Source organism: Mesorhizobium sp. M6A.T.Cr.TU.016.01.1.1, from assembly GCF_003952585.1.
GTDB classification, from domain to species: Bacteria; Pseudomonadota; Alphaproteobacteria; order Rhizobiales; family Rhizobiaceae; genus Mesorhizobium; species Mesorhizobium mediterraneum.
On record NZ_CP034452.1, the window covers coordinates 2476729 to 2492762 of the forward strand.

The window sequence follows — 16034 nt, forward strand, 5'->3', positions numbered from 1 at the left end:
TTTTCCGCAGGATTCTCCCTAAAATAGTCGTCAAATTTTTAGCATTAGCCGGCTCTGCGCATCCGGGCGGCGAAGAAGCCGTCTAGGCCGGACCGTTCCGGTGAGCCGAGATCGAGATCGGCGGGCGTGGTGCGCAGCGTGCCTTGCGGCGTCAGGAACGGATCGATGCCGGCGATCTCTCCCGGGCGGAGCGGATCGTCGACGATATCAGCCGTCCCGGCGAGGAACGCGCGGTGAAGCGCCTCGCCTTCGAGCGGGTCGAGCGAACAGTTGGAAAAGACGATGCGCCCGCCGGGCCTGACCAGGGTGACGGCGCGGGCGAGTAGCCTTCGCTGCAGATCGGCGAGCTTTTCGACGTCGGCCGCGGTCTTCGTCCAAGGCACGTCGGGATGCCGCCGCACCGTGCCGGTCGAAGAGCAGGGCGCGTCGAGGAGGACGGCGTCGAACAGTTCCTTCGGCTCATATTTGAGCAGATCGGCCTGAACGATCTCTGCGGACAGGCCGAGCCGCTCGAGATTCTGCGAGAGCCGCGCCAACCGGTTTTTTGAGGAATCGATCGCGGTGACCTTGGCGCCGCCAAGTATCAGCTGGGCGGTCTTGCCGCCTGGGGCGGCACAGAGATCGGCGACGCGCAAACCCTTTATGTCGCCGAAGAGCCGGGCCGGAAGGCTTGCCGCGGCATCCTGAACCCACCAGGCGCCATCTTCGAAGCCTGGCAACTCGGTGACGGAGGCGCTGAGCTTTTCCACCCGCACTGTGCCAGTCGGCAGCGCGATGCCGCCAAGCCGCTCGGCCCACAACGCGGGATCGGACTTGACGGTGAAATCGACCGGCGCCTCGTGCCGATGAGCGGCGAGAATCTGCCTGGCCTTGTCGACGCCATAGGCGGCCTTCAGCCGGTCGGAAAACCATTTCGGCGCTTCATCGGTGGCGGCAAGCGCTGCAGCCAGCTCGGCCTGCTTGGACCGCGCCAGCGTGCGCAGCACGCCGTTGACGAGACCAGAGAAGCGCACCGTGCGCGGATCGGACTTGGCGTGGGTCACGGCAAGGTCGACGGCGGCGCTGTCGGGAATGTCGAGGAACAGGATCTGTGCAGCCGCCACATGCAGAATATGCGAAAGCGCGGTGGCATTGGGCGGCAGCGGCTTTTCCAGGCGGCGGGCCAGCAGCCCCGATATGGTCATGCGGAAGCGCAGCGCGGTGACCAGTATGGCGCGCACCAGCGCCCGGTCGCGCAGATCCAGCGCCTTGTATTGCGGATGGCCGTTCTCATGGTCGGTCAGCCCGTCAAGCGGCGTCCTCGCGTCGATGACGGCAGCAAGCAGCCGTGCGGCCGCCTTGCGCGCGGCGAGACCGGCAACGGGCTCACCGGGGCTCACCGCATTGTTTTCATGATCGCCTGAAATTCGGTGCCGGCGTTTCGCTTCGCTCACGACCACGGACCCTTGGGTCCGGTCGGATTGCGGCCCCAGGGATTGGATTTCGGCCGGGCCGGTTGCGCCGCCGGCTGCTCAGGCTGCTGTGCTGCCTGCTCCCACGGGCCCGAAGGCTGCTGATCGCCGGCCTGATCTGGCATCGGAGCTTGCGGCCGCGACGGGGCGGATCCGCCACCGACCGCCATGTCCCGCGCCATCGCCTGCAGGGCCGCGATGCGGTTATCGGTATTCGGGTGGGTGGAAAACAGACTGTCCATGCGCTCGCCGGAAAGAGGATTGATGATGAAGAGGTGGGCGGTCGCCGGATTGCGCTCGGCATCCGGGTTGCGGATGCGTTCGGCGCCACGGGCGATCTTGTCAAGGGCCGAGGCAAGCCAAAGCGGGTTTCCGGCTATTTCGGCGCCGCGCCGGTCGGCCTCGTATTCGCGGGTACGACTGATCGCCATCTGCACGATCATCGCAGCAAAGGGCGCCACGATCATCGCCACCAGCACGCCGACAAAGCCGAACGGATTGTTGCTGTCGCGGTTGCCGCCGAAAAAGAAGGCGAAATTGCCGAGCATCGAGATCGCGCCGGCAAGCGTGGCGACGATCGTCATGGTCAGCGTGTCGCGGTGCTGCACATGGGCGAGCTCGTGCGCCATCACCGCGGCGACTTCTTCAGGCGACAGTTGCTGCAACAGTCCGGTGGTGGCGGCGACCGCGGCGTTCTGCGGGTTGCGGCCGGTGGCGAAGGCGTTGGGCTGCGGGTTGTCGATCAGATAGGTTTTCGGCATCGGCAGGCCGGCCTGTCTGGCGAGGCTCTGCACGATGGCGTAATATTCCGGCGCATTCCTTTCGTCGACCTCGACCGCGCGGTGCATCGACAGCACCATCTTGTCGGCGTTCCAATAGCTGAACAGGTTCATGCCGGCGGCAATCAGCAAGGCGATCACCATGCCGCCCGATCCGCCGATCAGATAGCCGACGCCCATGAACAGCGCGGTCATCGCGGCCAAAAGCATGGCGGTGCGAAGTGTGTTCATCGTCTGCTCCGTTTCTGCCGGCGCTGCGTAAAAGGGGTCGATCCTTGTCGGCTCATCGCTATATGATGGGAAACGCTTGGCCCTGTTTCAATCCGGGAATATCGCATGATCGACGAAACCAGTAAAACAGGCAAAACCGGTAATACAAATGCCGGCCCCGGTCACCGTGCGCTGCAAAAGACGCTGACGCCGGCAGCCCGCCGCGCCTTGGCGGAAGCGGAAGCACGGCGCGAACACTACCGCCAGCAGGAAGCCGCGATGCCCCGGGAGATCGGCGGTCGTGGCGGCAAGGAGCCCGGCCGCTATGGCGATTGGGAGGTCAAGGGCCTGACCAGCGATTTCTAGGCACGACCCTGATACTTGAGGCTTAGCAGACCTCGGCGGCGCGCTCCGGCTCGAGGGCGATCCAGCCGCGGTCGTCAACAGCGATGCCGATCGCGTCGTAACCGGCGATTGCGGCATGCGGCGTTTGCAGCGGATGCTGGTGCGTGGCGCTGATCACCATGACCGCAGCACCTGCCGCCTCGGCCGCCGATATTCCGGCGGGCGCATCTTCGAAAACGAGGCAGTCGCGCGCATCGACGCCCAGCCGCTCGGCCGCCAGCCGGAAGCAATCGGGCGCCGGCTTGCCGTGGGAAACGTCCTCGGCCGCGACAAGGACAGCGGGAAGCGGGATGCCTGCGGCCGCAATGCGCAGGAGAGCCAGCTCGCGCGGCGCAGAGGTGACGATGGCCCAGCGCTCGGGCGGCAGCGACGCCAGAAACGCCGCGGCGCCGGCGATCGGAAGGATGCCGTCGATATCGGCCACCTCGGCCTTCAGAAGCGCATCGGCTTCGCGCATCGGGTCGACGCCTGGAAGCGCCAGCCGAGCTATGGTCTCAATCGCCCGCACGCCGTGGATCGTCGGCAGGAATGCAGCAACGTCGAGACCTTGCCGGTGTGCCCAATCTGCCCATACCCTTTCTGCCGCGGCAATCGAATTGACCACTGTGCCGTCCATGTCGAACAGGAAGGCTGCGAATTTTTTGCCTGCGAACATCTGCTATCCCGGGAGGTTGTTTCGGAGAGATCAAAGCCAGTCGATCGACCGTAACGTCGCGTCGGCTGCATGGGAAGGCGCGAGGCCGCGTTTTCGACAATGCCAGGGAACCACGGCGAGCCGTCTCGCGTTCACCAGACTGTCTTCCGCGATGCTCAAAAAGGGGTGGAACCGCGATGCTGATTCGGCTCGGCTACGAAATCGCCATCGACTGTGCGGAAGCCACCCCGGTGATTTCGCTGCTCGAGATCCACAAGGAGCGGCAGGCCGACATCAAGCGGCAGACGCGCGTGCTGACCTCGCCTGCCGTCCCAACCAGGCTCTATCACGACCTTTATGGCAACACCTGCCGTCGCTTCACGGCGCCTGGCGGCGGCTTTCGCATCCTCTACGACGCCGTCGTCGAGGACAGCGGCGAGGCCGACGAGGTCAACCTACTGGCCAGGGAAGTGCCGGTGGCGGAGTTGCCCGACGAAGTGCTCTGCTATCTGCTCGGCAGCCGCTATTGCGAGACCGACCACCTAGGCGGATTGGCCTGGCAGGTTTTCGGCCCTGTTCCATCCGGTTGGGCGCGGGTGCAGGCGATCGTCGACTATGTCCACAACCGTCTGTCGTTCGGCTACGGCTATGCGCGCCCGACACGCACGGCGGCGCAGGCGCATGAAGAGCGCGTCGGCGTCTGCCGCGACTTCGCTCATCTGGCGATCACGCTCTGCCGCTGCATGAACATCCCCGCCCGCTATGTGAACGGTTATCTCGGCGACATCGGCGTGCCGCTCGACCCGGCACCGATGGATTTTTCGGCGTGGCTGGAAGTGTTCCTCGATGGCAAATGGTACACGTTCGACCCCCGCCACAACATGCCGAGGATCGGCCGCATCGTCATCGCGCGCGGCCGCGACGCGACAGACGTGCCGCTGCTGCACAGTTTCGGCCCGCACCGGCTTGGGCTGTTCAAGGTCTGGACCTACGAGCAGGAAAGCAACTTGTTCAACCCGCCCCATCGCGGCGTCGACAGGACCGTCAGCGCGCAGATGCTGGCATAGAAGCGCAGGCGAACGGCCTGCGTCCCATTCTAATCGTCATCTGAGCTGTGGCCGTCTTATGGGTCTGATACGCCTGATCCGCTTCGGCACAGCCGGCCTGTGCCGGATCGGGATCGAGTTCTTGTGCTCCACGGCAGATGGCGGGATCTTGGTAAACGCTTCGTAAACGAAACTGCCGCAGCGGCTTGTCGTTTACCGGTTGTTCACCCTGTTGCGTTCCCAAACCAAGCAGAAACAACGGTTTGACAATGAGCCGTTGGCTGTTGGTCCCTTGGCGGCGCCATCCGGCCGGATTCCTGCAATGCGCCTTCACGCGGCTTCGAGGTCGCGGCGAATGGAGGCGGAAGCATGCGGCATTTTGGGGGTCTTGTTGACGCGATCGGCGGCTTCGCCAGGGATCGCAGCGGAAATTTCGCGGTTCTGTTCGGCATCGTCGCTTCGGTTCTGACGCTGGGCGCTGGCTTTGCCGTCAACGTTTCCCAGCTCTACAACGCCAAGTCGAGCCTGCAAGGCGTGGTCGATGCGGCGGTGACCTCGACGGCACGCGACCTGACGACCGGCGTCATCAAGGAGGCCGACGCCAACGCATCGGTGCAGTTGTTCCTTGACGCCAACAGCGAGGCAGGCATCCTGCAGGCCGACCAGATCGTCCTCGACAAACTGACGGTCGACAGGACCGCCAACACGGTCCAGGCGGACGTCCACGTCGACGTCGGATTTTATTTCCCGCTTTTCGGCATGGGTGACGTGAAACGCGTCGAAGCGTCGACGACAGCGCTCTATTCGGACAAGCAGATCGAAGTGGCGATGATGCTCGACGTGACCGGATCGATGGCGGCCAGCTGGTATAAGAACACCGACAAAATTGGCGACCTGCGAACTGCGGCTTCGAAGGCCGTGACCGATCTGCTCAAATGGAACCGTGACGAGAACGATCCCCGCATACGCATCGCGATCGTTCCCTACGCCGAAGCCGTCAATACAGGCGGTCTGGCCGGCACGGTTTTCGTCGAGACGGAACATGGGCCAGAGGTACCGCCGCCCACCGATGCGCCGGTCTCGGTCTCTTCTGCGACCCCTGCCGAGGACGAATGCGCCACCGAGCGCAAGGACAAGGATGGGTATGCCGACTATTCGTCTGACGGGCCTTACACGCCGCGCGTGGACAACAACGGTAAAACCTATCTGGCCAAAGTGAATCGGGACTACGATATGCGCAATTGCCCGTTGGCCGCGCTCGTCCCCCTGACGGCCGACGAAGACAAGCTGCTCAAGACCATCGACGATTTCACCGCTGCAGGCGTGACGGCCGGCGGCATCGCCGCGCAGTGGGGTTATTACATGCTTTCGCCATCGTGGCGCTCGGCGACAGCCGATGCCGGGCTGGGTGCCGGTCCCGCCAATTTCGACAAAAGGAGGGTGGCCAAGATCGCCATTCTGATGACCGACGGCCTATTCAATACGGCTTTTGCCAAGGGGCGCGGCGCGCCCAACTGGCAGGGTCAGGGCCAGACCTCGCGAAGCAATGCCGAAGCCATCTGCGGCAACATGAAGCGCGATGGGATCGAGGTATTCACGATCGGCTTCGATCTGAACGACCCGACCATGACGGTGAACGAGAGGGACCAGGCGAAGAGCGTGCTCAAGAACTGCTCTACCGCGGACACGTCTTCGCTGAAACACTATTACGAGGCCGCCACGGGCCCGGAGCTAACCGACGCCTTCAGCGAGATCACCCGAAACATCGAGAAACTCACCATCAAACGCTGAAGTGCCCCGCACAGACGGATGAACGTTCGTAGAAAAGGAATTGCGGACAAGGAAAAGGCCGCCGCTTCTTGCGAAGCCGGCGGCCTTCCGTGTTTCCGTCCATGGCGCGGCTCATTGGCGGCGACGCTTAACGTCACCTGCCGCGCATCTCGCGCCTTAACGGGAAGACTGCTTCCCGAAAGTGCAATCCGCTGAGGCCACGTTCTGGAAAACGAAATCACTCGACATCGGATCACCTCCTTTCGATTTGTTGAACACCCCCTCATGATGGTGTGCGCCGCAGCAAATGGCAAGGCGTCCTGTTGAAAAAGCCGTGTGTGATGTTTTTCAGCATCGGGGCGGCTTGCGGTCTACCGGCCAACCGGACAACATTGTCGCATTGGACTCCCGGCGCATCGGGGAAAGGAAATGGAAGCCAGCAACAAGGCAGCACGGATTGTTCGAACGGCTATCGAAACGCTGAAGCCGGGTTTCGCGGTCAGGCTGTGGACCGGCGAGCGGATCGGGCCGGTCACCGGCCCTGTGCTCACCATCAATGACCAGGACATCGTCTGGCAGGTGATCCGCCGGCCGTCCCTTTCGACGCTGATCGAAATGTGGATTTCCAAGACAATCGACGTGGAAGGCGGATCGCTGTTCGATTTCTACGCCCTGCCTTCGCAAGGCAAGCTCAGGACCAAGCTAAAGACATTGCCGAAACTCGCGATCTTGCGCGACCTGCCGGCCGTGCTGTTTTCGAGAAAGCAGATGGCGGCGCGGACCGACCTCTCCGGCCGCAACCCTTTCGTCAGCGGCTCGAACAGGCAAGCGATTCAGCACCACTATGATATTTCGAACGCCTTCTACCGGCTCTTCCTCGATGAACGCATGGTCTATAGCTGCGGCTATTTCACCGATTTCGCCAATAGCATCGACCAGGCGCAGAAAGACAAGCTCGACCACATCTGCCGCAAGCTCCGGCTGAAGCCGGGCGAAAGGCTGCTCGACATCGGCTGCGGCTGGGGAGCCATGCTCATCCATGCCGCGAAAAATTACGGTGTCGTCGGCCTCGGCGTCTCGCTGTCGGAAGCCCAGACCCAACTCGCCCGCGAGCGCATCCGCGCCGAGGGGCTGGAGGATCGCATCACCATCGAGATAAAATCCTACGCCGAGCTGTCCGGCTCCTTCGACAAGATATCGTCGATCGGCATGTTCGAGCATCTGGGCCTCGCCAACCACGCCGCCTATTTCTCGACCATCCATCGCCTGCTCAAGCCGGGCGGCATCTATCTGCACCACGCCATCACCCGGCGCGACAAGGGCAGCATCAAGAAGACCTTGCGCAAGGGCCCGGAATTCAAGGCGTTGATCAAATACATCTTTCCCGGCGGCGAGCTCGACACGATCGGGATGACGCTCGGCAATCTCGAAGCGCACGGCTTCCTCGTCTACGATGTCGAGAATTTGCGCGAGCACTACGCCCGCACCTGCCGCCTGTGGGCCGAGCGCCTGCACGCACGCTTCGACGAAGCGATCGCCGAGGTCGGCGAAGCCAAGGCGCGCCTCTGGCTGCTTTATCTCACCGGCTGTTCGATCACTTTCGAACGCGCCTCGGCGCAGATTTTCCAGACCGTCGTCACCAAGCGGGCGCGGGGTCCAAGCGGTCTGCCGCCGACGCGAGCGGATTTGTATCGATGATCAGCACACATGTTGCGTTCTGCCGCGATTCTTCGCGCCCCCCTCTGTCCTGCCGGACATCTCCCCCACAAGGAGGGAGATTGGCCGTCACCACGGCTTTCGCCAATCGCCGGCGTGGTATTCTGGGCGCGGCGCCCGAACTGCCGATCTCCCCCCAAATGGGGGAGATGTCCGGCAGGAGAGAGGGGGCGCTGTCCCGCCCTCATCTCAAATGTTCTGCACCGCCTAAACGAACCGCATCATCTCTCGACACGGGCCGGCCGGTCGACCAAGCAGTAGACGCCGAGATTTGCGCACGTTGTGGCGGTTGCTGCCTGCATCAAGCCCTCTTGTTTTGCCGGTTGGCGACGAGGTCGTCGACGACCGCCGGATCGGCCAGCGTCGAGGTATCGCCGAGCGCGGCGAAATCGTCCTCGGCGATCTTGCGCAAGATGCGCCGCATGATCTTGCCCGAACGGGTCTTCGGCAGGCCCGGAGCGAACTGGATCTTGTCGGGCGTGGCGATGGCGCCGATGTCCTTGCGGACATGGGCGATGAGTTCCTTGCGCAGCTCCTCGCCCGGCTTCTCGCCGGCCATCAGCGTGACGTAACAGTAGATGCCCTGGCCCTTGATGTCGTGCGGATAGCCGACGACGGCAGCTTCCGAGACTTTCTCGTGCGAAACCAGCGCGGATTCGACCTCGGCCGTGCCCATGCGGTGGCCGGAGACATTGATGACGTCGTCGACGCGGCCGGTGATCCAGTAGTAGCCATCGGCGTCGCGGCGGCAGCCGTCGCCGGTGAAATATTTGCCCTTGTAGCTCGAAAAATAGGTCTGTTCGAAACGCTCGTGGTCGCCATAGACGGTGCGCATCTGGCCCGGCCATGAATCGGCGATGCAGAGGTTGCCGCTGGCAACACCTTCCAGCACCTTGCCGTCGCCGTCCACCAGTTGCGGCTTCACGCCGAAGAACGGCCGCGTCGCGGAACCTGCCTTAAGGTGGGTGGCGCCGGGCAGAGGCGTGATCAGGATGCCGCCCGTCTCGGTCTGCCACCATGTGTCGACGATCGGCACCTTGCCGTTGCCGACGACGTTGAAATACCACTCCCAGGCCTCCGGATTGATCGGCTCGCCGACCGTGCCGAGCACGCGCAGCGATTTGCGCGACGTCCTGGCGACATGGGCGTCGCCGGCGCCCATCAGCGCACGCAACGCCGTCGGCGCGGTGTAGAAGATATTGACCTTGTGTTTGTCGATGACCTCCCAGAAGCGGGACTGCGACGGGTAGTTCGGCACGCCTTCGAACATCAGCGTGGTGGCGCCGTTGGCGAGCGGCCCGTAGACGATGTAACTGTGGCCGGTGACCCAGCCGACATCGGCTGTGCACCAGTAGATGTCGCCGTCATGATAGTCGAAGACATGTTGGTGGGTCATCGAGACATAGACGAGATAGCCGGCGGTGGTGTGCAGCACGCCCTTCGGCTTGCCGGTCGAACCCGACGTGTAAAGGATGAACAGCGGGTCCTCGGCCTTCATCTTCTCAGGCTTGCACTCCGCCTTAACCGTCGCGACCTCGTCGTGGTACCAGACGTCGCGTCCGGCCACCCAGCCGGTCTTGCCGCCGGTGCGGCGCACCACCACGACCTTCTCGACTTTCGTTCCGGCCTTGGCGGCGATCTCGATCGCCTTGTCGGTATTATCCTTCAACGGGATCGGCTTGCCGCCGCGCAGGCCCTCGTCGGCGGTGATGACGAAGGTCGACTTGCAGTCGTCGATGCGGCCGGCCAGCGCGTCCGGTGAGAAGCCGCCGAAGACCACCGAATGGATGGCGCCGATGCGTGTGCAGGCGAGCATCGCATAAGCGGCTTCCGGGATCATCGGCATATAGATGGTGACGCGGTCGCCTTTCCTAACGCCGTGCTTCTTCATCACATTGGCGAGCCGGCAGACATGCGCGTAGAGCTCGTTATAGGTGATCTTCCTGTCGTCGTAGGGGTTGTCGCCTTCCCAGATGATGGCAGTCTGGTCGCCGCGCTTCTTCAGATGCCGGTCGATGCAATTCCATGAGACGTTGGTCTCGCCGTCCTCGAACCATTTGATCGAGACCTTGCCGTCGAAGGAGGTGTTCTTGACCTTGCTGTAGGGCTTGAACCAGTCGATGCGCTTGCCGTGCTTGCCCCAGAACTTGTCCGGGTTCTTCACGCTGTCGGCGTACCATTTCAAATAGGTGTCATTGTCGATCAGCGCATTCTTCTTCCACGCCGGCTGGACGCGATGGACATGAACCTCGGACATTTCTTCACTTTCCTCCCGAAACCAGGCCGCCCGGCTTGACCGCCGTCGGCATCACGGCGAAGCGGCCGCGAATTCGCGCGCATTATTAACAGTTCCGCGGTGACGGCAACATTAGACGTTGGATTTGCGCGGCGGGATGCCGCAGAAGCTTTTCCCACCCTTGTCAGCACTCGGGGTTGACGGCTGCTAACTTTATGATTTTGCATAGTAAACCCGGCTTCAACCACGAAATATCAATAGACGATTAAGCAAATAGCGCGCACAATTTCGCATTGGGAGGAAAGGAGAAACAACCCAGAGGATCGAAATGCGCGACCAATCCGAAATGGACCTGATGCTTAGGGGATATGGCTTGACCACGGCCAAGATTCTTTATCATTTTCCCGATCATCCGCATCTGCTGCAGAGCTTCATCTGGCAGGACTACGACATCGCTCCGAAATTTCCGGTGCTGATCCGGTTCATCGAGTTCTGGCAGACCAAGCTCGATGGCCCGCTGCATTCGGTGAGCTATACGCACCAGAAGCTGATCGCGCCGAATGAGTGGCACAAAGTCGACGGCGAGTTCGTGCTGCATTAGGGCATGTCGATATTCAGGTGAGGCCGGCCTGCGAATGGCGGTTTCCTGCGCTTCCGGTGCTCACGTACTTTAAGTACGCTCCGCTCCGGTTCTCGGAAGCCACCATTCTCGGCGCGCCCTGACCTGAATCTCAACATGCCCTGTCCCCGGGGCATTTGATGTATCGAGCGGGGTTAAACCGCGGGCGGGCTGAGCCGGGCAAAGCCTTCCTGACGACGATACGGAAAATACGGATAGGGCGCGGTGACTTCGCTTGCTGCGTCGAGCTTCTTCATCTGGTCTGATGTCAATGACCAACCGACGGCGCCGAGGTTCTGGCGCAGCTGCTGCTCGTTGCGCGCGCCGACAATGACAGAGGAGACGGTCGGCCGCTGCAGCAACCAGTTGATGGCGATCTGCGGCACGGTCTTGCCGGTTTCCTGGGCGACAGTGTCGAGCGCATCGACGACCCGGTAGAGCTGCTCGTCCTCGACCGGAGGCCCGAAGCTGGCGGTGTCGTGCAACCGGCTTTTCTCCGGCAGTGGCTCGCCGCGGCGGATCTTGCCGGTCAGGCGGCCCCAGCCGAGCGGGCTCCACACCAGCGCACCGACACCCTGGTCGAGGCCAAGCGGCATCAACTCCCATTCATAATCGCGCCCGACCAGCGAATAATAGACCTGATGGGCGACGTAGCGCGGATAGCCATGCTTATCCGCCAGGCCGAGCGATTTCATCACTTGCCAGCCGGAGAAGTTGGAAACGCCGACATAGCGCAGCTTGCCGGCGCGCACGAGACTGTCCAGCGTCGACAGCACCTCCTCGATCGGCGTTGCGGCGTCGAAAGCATGCAGTTGCAGCAGGTCGATGTAATCGGTGCCGAGACGCTTGAGCGCGTCCTCGACGGCTTTGATGAGACGCGAACGGGAGGAACCGGCATCGTTGGGTCCGTCGCCCATCGGCAGCGAGGTCTTGGTCGAGATCAGCACGGCATCACGGCGGCCCTTGATGGCCGCGCCGAGCACTTCTTCGGAGGCGCCGTTCGAATAGACGTCGGCGGTATCGAACAGGTTGACGCCGGCCTCGAGGCAGATATCGATTAGCCGCCGCGCTTCCGTCGCATCGCTGTTACCCCAGGCGCCGAACAGCGGGCCTGAGCCGCCGAAGGTTCCAGCGCCGAACGAGAGTGCCGGGACCTTCAGGCCCGAGGCGCCTAGACGTCGATAGTCCATGGTTTTGCTCCTTGATGATGTCGGATGAGTTTTTGAAGAGTGATTGAGGTTTGCCGACCTATGACCGCACGATTTCCGGTGTGGCGAGGACGGTATTTTGGTCGAGGCGAAGCGCCAGTGCCGCCACGGCCAGCGCCGAGAGCGGCAGCAGGGCCGCGACCCAGGTGACGGCGCCGAGGCCGGGACCATGGGCGATGACCATGCCGCCGAGCCAGGCGCCGGCGGCGTTGCCGAGATTGAAGGCGGCGATGTTGAAGGACGAGGCGAGGCTCTGGCCGGCGCCTTGCGCTTTCTCCAGCACCCACATCTGCAGCGGCGCCACAGTGGCGAAGGCGGCGGCGCCGAGCAGGCCGACATAGATGACGGCCATTGCCTGGCTGTGCAGGGCGAAGGTCATCGAGCCGAGCACCAGCGCCAGCACGACGAGACTGCCGAGAACCGAAGGCACCAGCCAGCGGTCGGCGAATTTGCCGCCGGCGAGATTGCCGGCGATGAGGCCGCCGCCGAAGACAAGCAGGATCGGCGACACGGCTGCTTCCTCAAAACCGGTGATCTCGGTCAGCAAGGGGGCGATATAGGTGAAGACGGCGAAGACGCCGGCATAGCCAAGCACGGTGGTGGCGAAACCAAGCAGAACCGGCGCGCGGCCGAGCACGGCGAGATCGCCGCGCAGGTCGCTCTTCTCCGGCTCTGTCTGGCTGCGCGGCACCAGCAGGAGAATGATGGCGAAGGCAACGATGCCGACAAGGGTTACAGCCCAGAAGGTCGCCCGCCAGCCGAAGGCCTGGCCGAGCCAGGTGCCGAAGGGCACGCCGAGGATGTTGGCAATGGTCAGGCCGGTGAACATCAGGGCGATCGCCGAAGCCTTCTTGTTGGGCGCCACCAGCCCGGTCGCAACGACGGAGCCGACGCCGAAGAAGGTGCCGTGGGCAAAGGCGGTGAGCACGCGGGCACCCATCAGTGTCCAGTAGTCGGGGGCGAGCGCACAGGCGAGGTTGCCCAGCGTGAAGATCGCCATCAGCGCCAGAAGCACGGTTTTGCGCGGCCAGCGGCCGGTGGCGATGGTCAGCAGCGGCGCGCCGATGACGACGCCCAGCGCATAGCCGGAAATCAGCTGGCCGGCGGCCGAGATCGAGACGCCGAGATCGGTACTGACGTCGAGCAGCAGGCCCATGATGACGAATTCGGTGACACCGATGCCGAAGGCACCGGCGGCGAGGGCATAAAGAGCAAGAGGCATGGCGGTTCCCACTTCGATCGCGGTCGTTTGATGGGACGCCGTGTCTTCCCACGCCCCGTCCCGGAAGATCGTGTCGCGATGTGCTGTGAACCAGCCTTGCGTCGGGCACATTGTCTGTGAAATAGATTCACGAATGGCGAGACCCGACATCAACCGCTCCGGCGAGATCGAAGTGTTCGTCCGCGTCGTCGAGGCGGGCAGCTTTTCGGCCGCCGCTCGCGCCTTGCGGATGACGCCGTCGGCGGTGAGCAAGCTGATTGCGCGCCTTGAGGCCCGTCTTGGCGCGCGCCTGGTCAGCCGTTCGACGCGCAAGCTGCAACTGACACCTGAGGGGGCGGCCTTCTTCGGCAGCGGCGTGCGCATCCTGGCCGACATGGCGGCAGCCGAGCGCGAGGCGGCGGCCGGTGCCACCCCGCGTGGGCGGCTGCGCGTCAACAGCTACGTGCCGTTCGGGCAGCACCGGCTGATCCCGCTTTTGCCGCGCTTCCTCGAACGCTATTCGGAAATCGCCGTCGATCTGGTTTTGACCGACAGTGTCATCGACCTGTTGGAGGAGCGCGCCGATGTCGCGATCCGCGCCGGGCCGCTCGGCGAATCACGGTTGGTCGCCCGCAAGCTCGGGCAAAGTCCGGTGGTCGTCGTCGCCGCGCCATCCTACCTCAGGACGCATGGCACGCCCCGAACGCCGGCCGATCTCGATCGTCACAACCGGATGGGTTTCTGCTTCGTGCGCCATATCGACGGCTGGCCTTTCGTCGGCGCAGCCGGCGAGACCATTGTCGTCCCGATCACCGGAAATGCGCTGGTCAGCGATGGCGAGGCGATGCGGCTGATGGCGCTCTCCGGAGCGGGCATCGCCCGGCTGGCGCGCTGGCATGTGGAGCCCGACATCGCCGCCGGGCGGCTGGTACCGCTTCTGGAGGACTTCAACCCCGGCGATGAGGAGCTCACCCATGCCGTCTATGTCGGCCAGGGCAAGCACTTGCCGGCGCGGGTGCGGGCCTTTCTCGACTTTTTGGTCGAGACTGTGCGGTTGGGTTGAGCCCAAAGAAGATCGGGAGTCTGCCGGCTCCCGAAACATCAATCGAAGGTGAGATTGAATTATTTTTTCGGCGCAAAGGGCGCCGGCCGCCGGCCAGCCGCCTGACGCTCGAGCATCCAGCCCGGATATTCGGCCGGCAGAGCGCTGACCTCGTCGAGGCGAACAAGATCCTCGGTATCGAGCTTCAATTCGGTGGCGGCAAGGTTCTGTTCGAGTTGCTCCATGCGGCTGGCGCCGATGATCACGCTCATCACGAAGGGTTTGGCCAGCACATAGCCCAGCGCGACCGTTGCGACGCTGACGCCGTGCTTGCCGGCGATCTCGCGCATGACGGCGACCGCCGCCCAGGCGCGATCCTCATTGACCGGCGGGAAATTGAAGCTGGCGCGGCGGCCCTCGCCATTACCGGGCGCGCCGGGTCCGTATTTGCCGGAGAGCAGACCGCCCGCCATCGGCGACCAGACCATCAGTCCAAGCTTCTCTTCGTCGAGCAGCGGCACGATCTCGCGCTCCAAGTCGCGACCGGCGATCGAGTAATAGGACTGGACGGTCTCGAAACGGGCAAAGCCTTTACGGTCGGCAATGCCGAGCGCCTTGGCGATGCGCCAGGCTGCCCAGTTCGAAACGCCGACATAGCGGACCTTGCCGCTGGCAACCAGATCGTCGAGCGCCCGCAGCGTCTCGTCGATCGGCGTCACCGTGTCGGTGCCGTGAAGCTGGTAGAGATCAATATGGTCGAGCTGTAGCCGCTCGAGACTGCCCTCGACCGAATCCATGATGTGGCCGCGCGAGGAACCGCGCTGGTTGGGGCCGTCGCCCATGGCGCCATGGGCTTTGGTGGCGATGATCACATCCTGCCGCTTGATACCGAGATTCCTCAGCGACTGGCCGAGAAGCCGTTCCGATGCGCCGAAGGAATAGACGTCCGCCGTGTCGAAGAAATTGACGCCGGCGGCGAGCGAGCGCTCGACGATCCTGTCGACGCCATCCTGGTCGAGGCTAGCGATCAGGCCCCATTGGGCGTTTTCGCCAGCGGCGCCGAAGGTCATGGTGCCGAGGCAAAGTTCGGAGACGAACATCCCCGTGTTTCCAAGTTGATTGTAGCGCATGGTGCGGCTCCGGAAATTTGGTGGTGACGTCTGGCAAATAGGAACGAAACGTTTCGTTTCAAGCCTCTCCGCAGAACGAATTTCCGGCCTGGCGGAAAGGCCGCTGCCGTTACGAACAGCAAAAGGCGCCGCCTCAACCAGCCAGGCGCGCCATGATCGCAAAGGCCGTCATGCCGAAGGCGACTGCGGCGAGCGGCAGGAGGAGCTCGACCAGCGCGGTCTTGGCGCTCACGCGACCTTGTCCGGTGTCGAATTCGCCAGCGATCCAGTCCTCGAAGCTGTGGGCGGCTGTGTCGCTCCGGTGATGGTGTCGAAGCCAGACGCGCCCGGCAAAGGCCGGCAACGCGACCGAGATGATGATGAATCCGGTCATGACGACGAGAAGATAATCGGTATAGCCGCCGTCGCCGAAGCCTATCCAGGCCGACAGCGCGTACCACGCGGCAAGCCCGACCATCGCCAGATAGACGTGCGGGTGCAGCCCGTCGGAGACATATCGGTTATGGGGAACGCGTTCTTTGCTCATGTTGCCCCTCCTTCGCATTGCAAAGGAACGGCCATGGTTGGTCGCTCGGGTTCTCCCTCGG

Annotated in this window: 14 protein-coding genes; 6 read left to right on the forward strand and 8 right to left on the reverse strand. The window is 63.3% G+C overall.

Annotated elements, in window-relative coordinates:
* Positions 1 to 44: 44 nt before the first annotated feature.
* A complete protein-coding gene (locus EJ075_RS11795; protein ID WP_164547084.1) occupies positions 45 to 1439 on the reverse strand; it encodes an RsmB/NOP family class I SAM-dependent RNA methyltransferase in 1395 nt (464 codons plus the stop codon).
* The gene (gene htpX / locus EJ075_RS11800) at positions 1430 to 2461 is read right to left on the reverse strand and encodes a zinc metalloprotease HtpX (protein ID WP_126104463.1); all 1032 of its coding nucleotides are present in this window, start codon (positions 2459 to 2461) and stop codon (positions 1430 to 1432) included. Before htpX ends, EJ075_RS11795 begins: the two co-directional genes overlap by 10 nt.
* 105 nt (positions 2462 to 2566) lie before the next feature.
* Here htpX and EJ075_RS11805 point away from each other — a divergent pair, with 105 nt between their 5' ends.
* A complete protein-coding gene (locus EJ075_RS11805) occupies positions 2567 to 2806 on the forward strand; it encodes a DUF1674 domain-containing protein (protein WP_164547085.1) in 240 nt (79 codons plus the stop codon).
* A 22-nt stretch (positions 2807 to 2828) separates the two neighbouring features.
* On the opposite strand, the gene EJ075_RS11810 is transcribed toward EJ075_RS11805, so the two are convergent.
* Positions 2829 to 3500, reverse strand: coding sequence for an HAD-IA family hydrolase (locus EJ075_RS11810; RefSeq protein WP_095487607.1), 672 nt, complete (start codon positions 3498 to 3500; stop codon positions 2829 to 2831).
* Positions 3501 to 3676: 176 nt separating this feature from the next.
* Between EJ075_RS11810 and EJ075_RS11815 the strand changes: the two genes are divergently transcribed.
* From EJ075_RS11815 to EJ075_RS11825, 3 genes are all read left to right on the forward strand, one after another.
* The gene (locus EJ075_RS11815) at positions 3677 to 4546 is read left to right on the forward strand and encodes a transglutaminase family protein (RefSeq protein WP_126104464.1); all 870 of its coding nucleotides are present in this window, start codon (positions 3677 to 3679) and stop codon (positions 4544 to 4546) included.
* 348 nt (positions 4547 to 4894) lie between these two features.
* Complete coding sequence (locus tag EJ075_RS11820) at positions 4895 to 6316, forward strand: pilus assembly protein (protein WP_126104465.1); 1422 nt, start codon at positions 4895 to 4897, stop codon at positions 6314 to 6316.
* Between the two features lie 408 nt (positions 6317 to 6724).
* Positions 6725 to 7993: a cyclopropane-fatty-acyl-phospholipid synthase family protein gene (locus EJ075_RS11825; RefSeq protein WP_126104466.1), complete on the forward strand. Its 1269-nt coding sequence runs from the start codon at positions 6725 to 6727 to the stop codon at positions 7991 to 7993.
* Positions 7994 to 8312: 319 nt separating this feature from the next.
* Here the strand turns inward: EJ075_RS11825 and acs are convergent, their stop codons facing one another.
* Positions 8313 to 10268 carry an acetate--CoA ligase gene (gene acs / locus EJ075_RS11835; RefSeq protein ID WP_126104467.1) on the reverse strand — a complete coding sequence of 652 codons (1956 nt, stop codon included), beginning with the start codon at positions 10266 to 10268 and terminating at the stop codon, positions 8313 to 8315.
* Between the two features lie 307 nt (positions 10269 to 10575).
* Between acs and EJ075_RS11840 the strand changes: the two genes are divergently transcribed.
* Positions 10576 to 10848: an usg protein gene (locus EJ075_RS11840; protein ID WP_095487597.1), complete on the forward strand. Its 273-nt coding sequence runs from the start codon at positions 10576 to 10578 to the stop codon at positions 10846 to 10848.
* A gap of 173 nt (positions 10849 to 11021) precedes the next feature.
* On the opposite strand, the gene EJ075_RS11845 is transcribed toward EJ075_RS11840, so the two are convergent.
* Both EJ075_RS11845 and EJ075_RS11850 read right to left on the reverse strand, forming a co-directional pair.
* Positions 11022 to 12056, reverse strand: coding sequence for an aldo/keto reductase (locus tag EJ075_RS11845; RefSeq protein WP_126104468.1), 1035 nt, complete (start codon positions 12054 to 12056; stop codon positions 11022 to 11024).
* A gap of 58 nt (positions 12057 to 12114) precedes the next feature.
* Positions 12115 to 13296 (reverse strand): MFS transporter, encoded by a 1182-nt coding sequence (locus EJ075_RS11850; protein WP_126104469.1) that lies wholly within the window; start codon positions 13294 to 13296, stop codon positions 12115 to 12117.
* Positions 13297 to 13429: 133 nt separating this feature from the next.
* On the opposite strand from EJ075_RS11850, the gene EJ075_RS11855 reads away from it, so the two are divergent.
* Positions 13430 to 14338 carry a LysR family transcriptional regulator gene (locus EJ075_RS11855; RefSeq protein WP_126104470.1) on the forward strand — a complete coding sequence of 303 codons (909 nt, stop codon included), beginning with the start codon at positions 13430 to 13432 and terminating at the stop codon, positions 14336 to 14338.
* A gap of 59 nt (positions 14339 to 14397) precedes the next feature.
* Here EJ075_RS11855 and EJ075_RS11860 read toward each other — a convergent pair whose 3' ends face one another.
* Positions 14398 to 15447, reverse strand: coding sequence for an aldo/keto reductase (locus EJ075_RS11860; RefSeq protein ID WP_126104471.1), 1050 nt, complete (start codon positions 15445 to 15447; stop codon positions 14398 to 14400).
* 133 nt (positions 15448 to 15580) lie between these two features.
* Positions 15581 to 15973, reverse strand: coding sequence for a hypothetical protein (locus EJ075_RS11865; RefSeq protein WP_126104472.1), 393 nt, complete (start codon positions 15971 to 15973; stop codon positions 15581 to 15583).
* Positions 15974 to 16034 lie beyond the last annotated feature (61 nt).

Excerpts from the sequence above, each read along its gene's own strand:
- EJ075_RS11865 (WP_126104472.1), bottom strand. The coding sequence starts at position 15,973 with ATGAGCAAAGAACGCGTTCCCCATAACCGATATGTCTCCGACGGGCTG.
- EJ075_RS11810 (WP_095487607.1), bottom strand. The coding sequence starts at position 3,500 with ATGTTCGCAGGCAAAAAATTCGCAGCCTTCCTGTTCGACATGGACGGC.
- acs (WP_126104467.1), bottom strand. The coding sequence starts at position 10,268 with ATGTCCGAGGTTCATGTCCATCGCGTCCAGCCGGCGTGGAAGAAGAAT.
- EJ075_RS11820 (WP_126104465.1), top strand. The coding sequence starts at position 4,895 with ATGCGGCATTTTGGGGGTCTTGTTGACGCGATCGGCGGCTTCGCCAGG.
- EJ075_RS11815 (WP_126104464.1), top strand. The coding sequence starts at position 3,677 with ATGCTGATTCGGCTCGGCTACGAAATCGCCATCGACTGTGCGGAAGCC.
- EJ075_RS11845 (WP_126104468.1), bottom strand. The coding sequence starts at position 12,056 with ATGGACTATCGACGTCTAGGCGCCTCGGGCCTGAAGGTCCCGGCACTC.
- EJ075_RS11805 (WP_164547085.1), top strand. The coding sequence starts at position 2,567 with ATGATCGACGAAACCAGTAAAACAGGCAAAACCGGTAATACAAATGCC.
- EJ075_RS11860 (WP_126104471.1), bottom strand. The coding sequence starts at position 15,447 with ATGCGCTACAATCAACTTGGAAACACGGGGATGTTCGTCTCCGAACTT.
- EJ075_RS11855 (WP_126104470.1), top strand. The coding sequence starts at position 13,430 with ATGGCGAGACCCGACATCAACCGCTCCGGCGAGATCGAAGTGTTCGTC.
- htpX (WP_126104463.1), bottom strand. The coding sequence starts at position 2,461 with ATGAACACACTTCGCACCGCCATGCTTTTGGCCGCGATGACCGCGCTG.
- EJ075_RS11825 (WP_126104466.1), top strand. The coding sequence starts at position 6,725 with ATGGAAGCCAGCAACAAGGCAGCACGGATTGTTCGAACGGCTATCGAA.
- EJ075_RS11840 (WP_095487597.1), top strand. The coding sequence starts at position 10,576 with ATGCGCGACCAATCCGAAATGGACCTGATGCTTAGGGGATATGGCTTG.
- EJ075_RS11850 (WP_126104469.1), bottom strand. The coding sequence starts at position 13,296 with ATGCCTCTTGCTCTTTATGCCCTCGCCGCCGGTGCCTTCGGCATCGGT.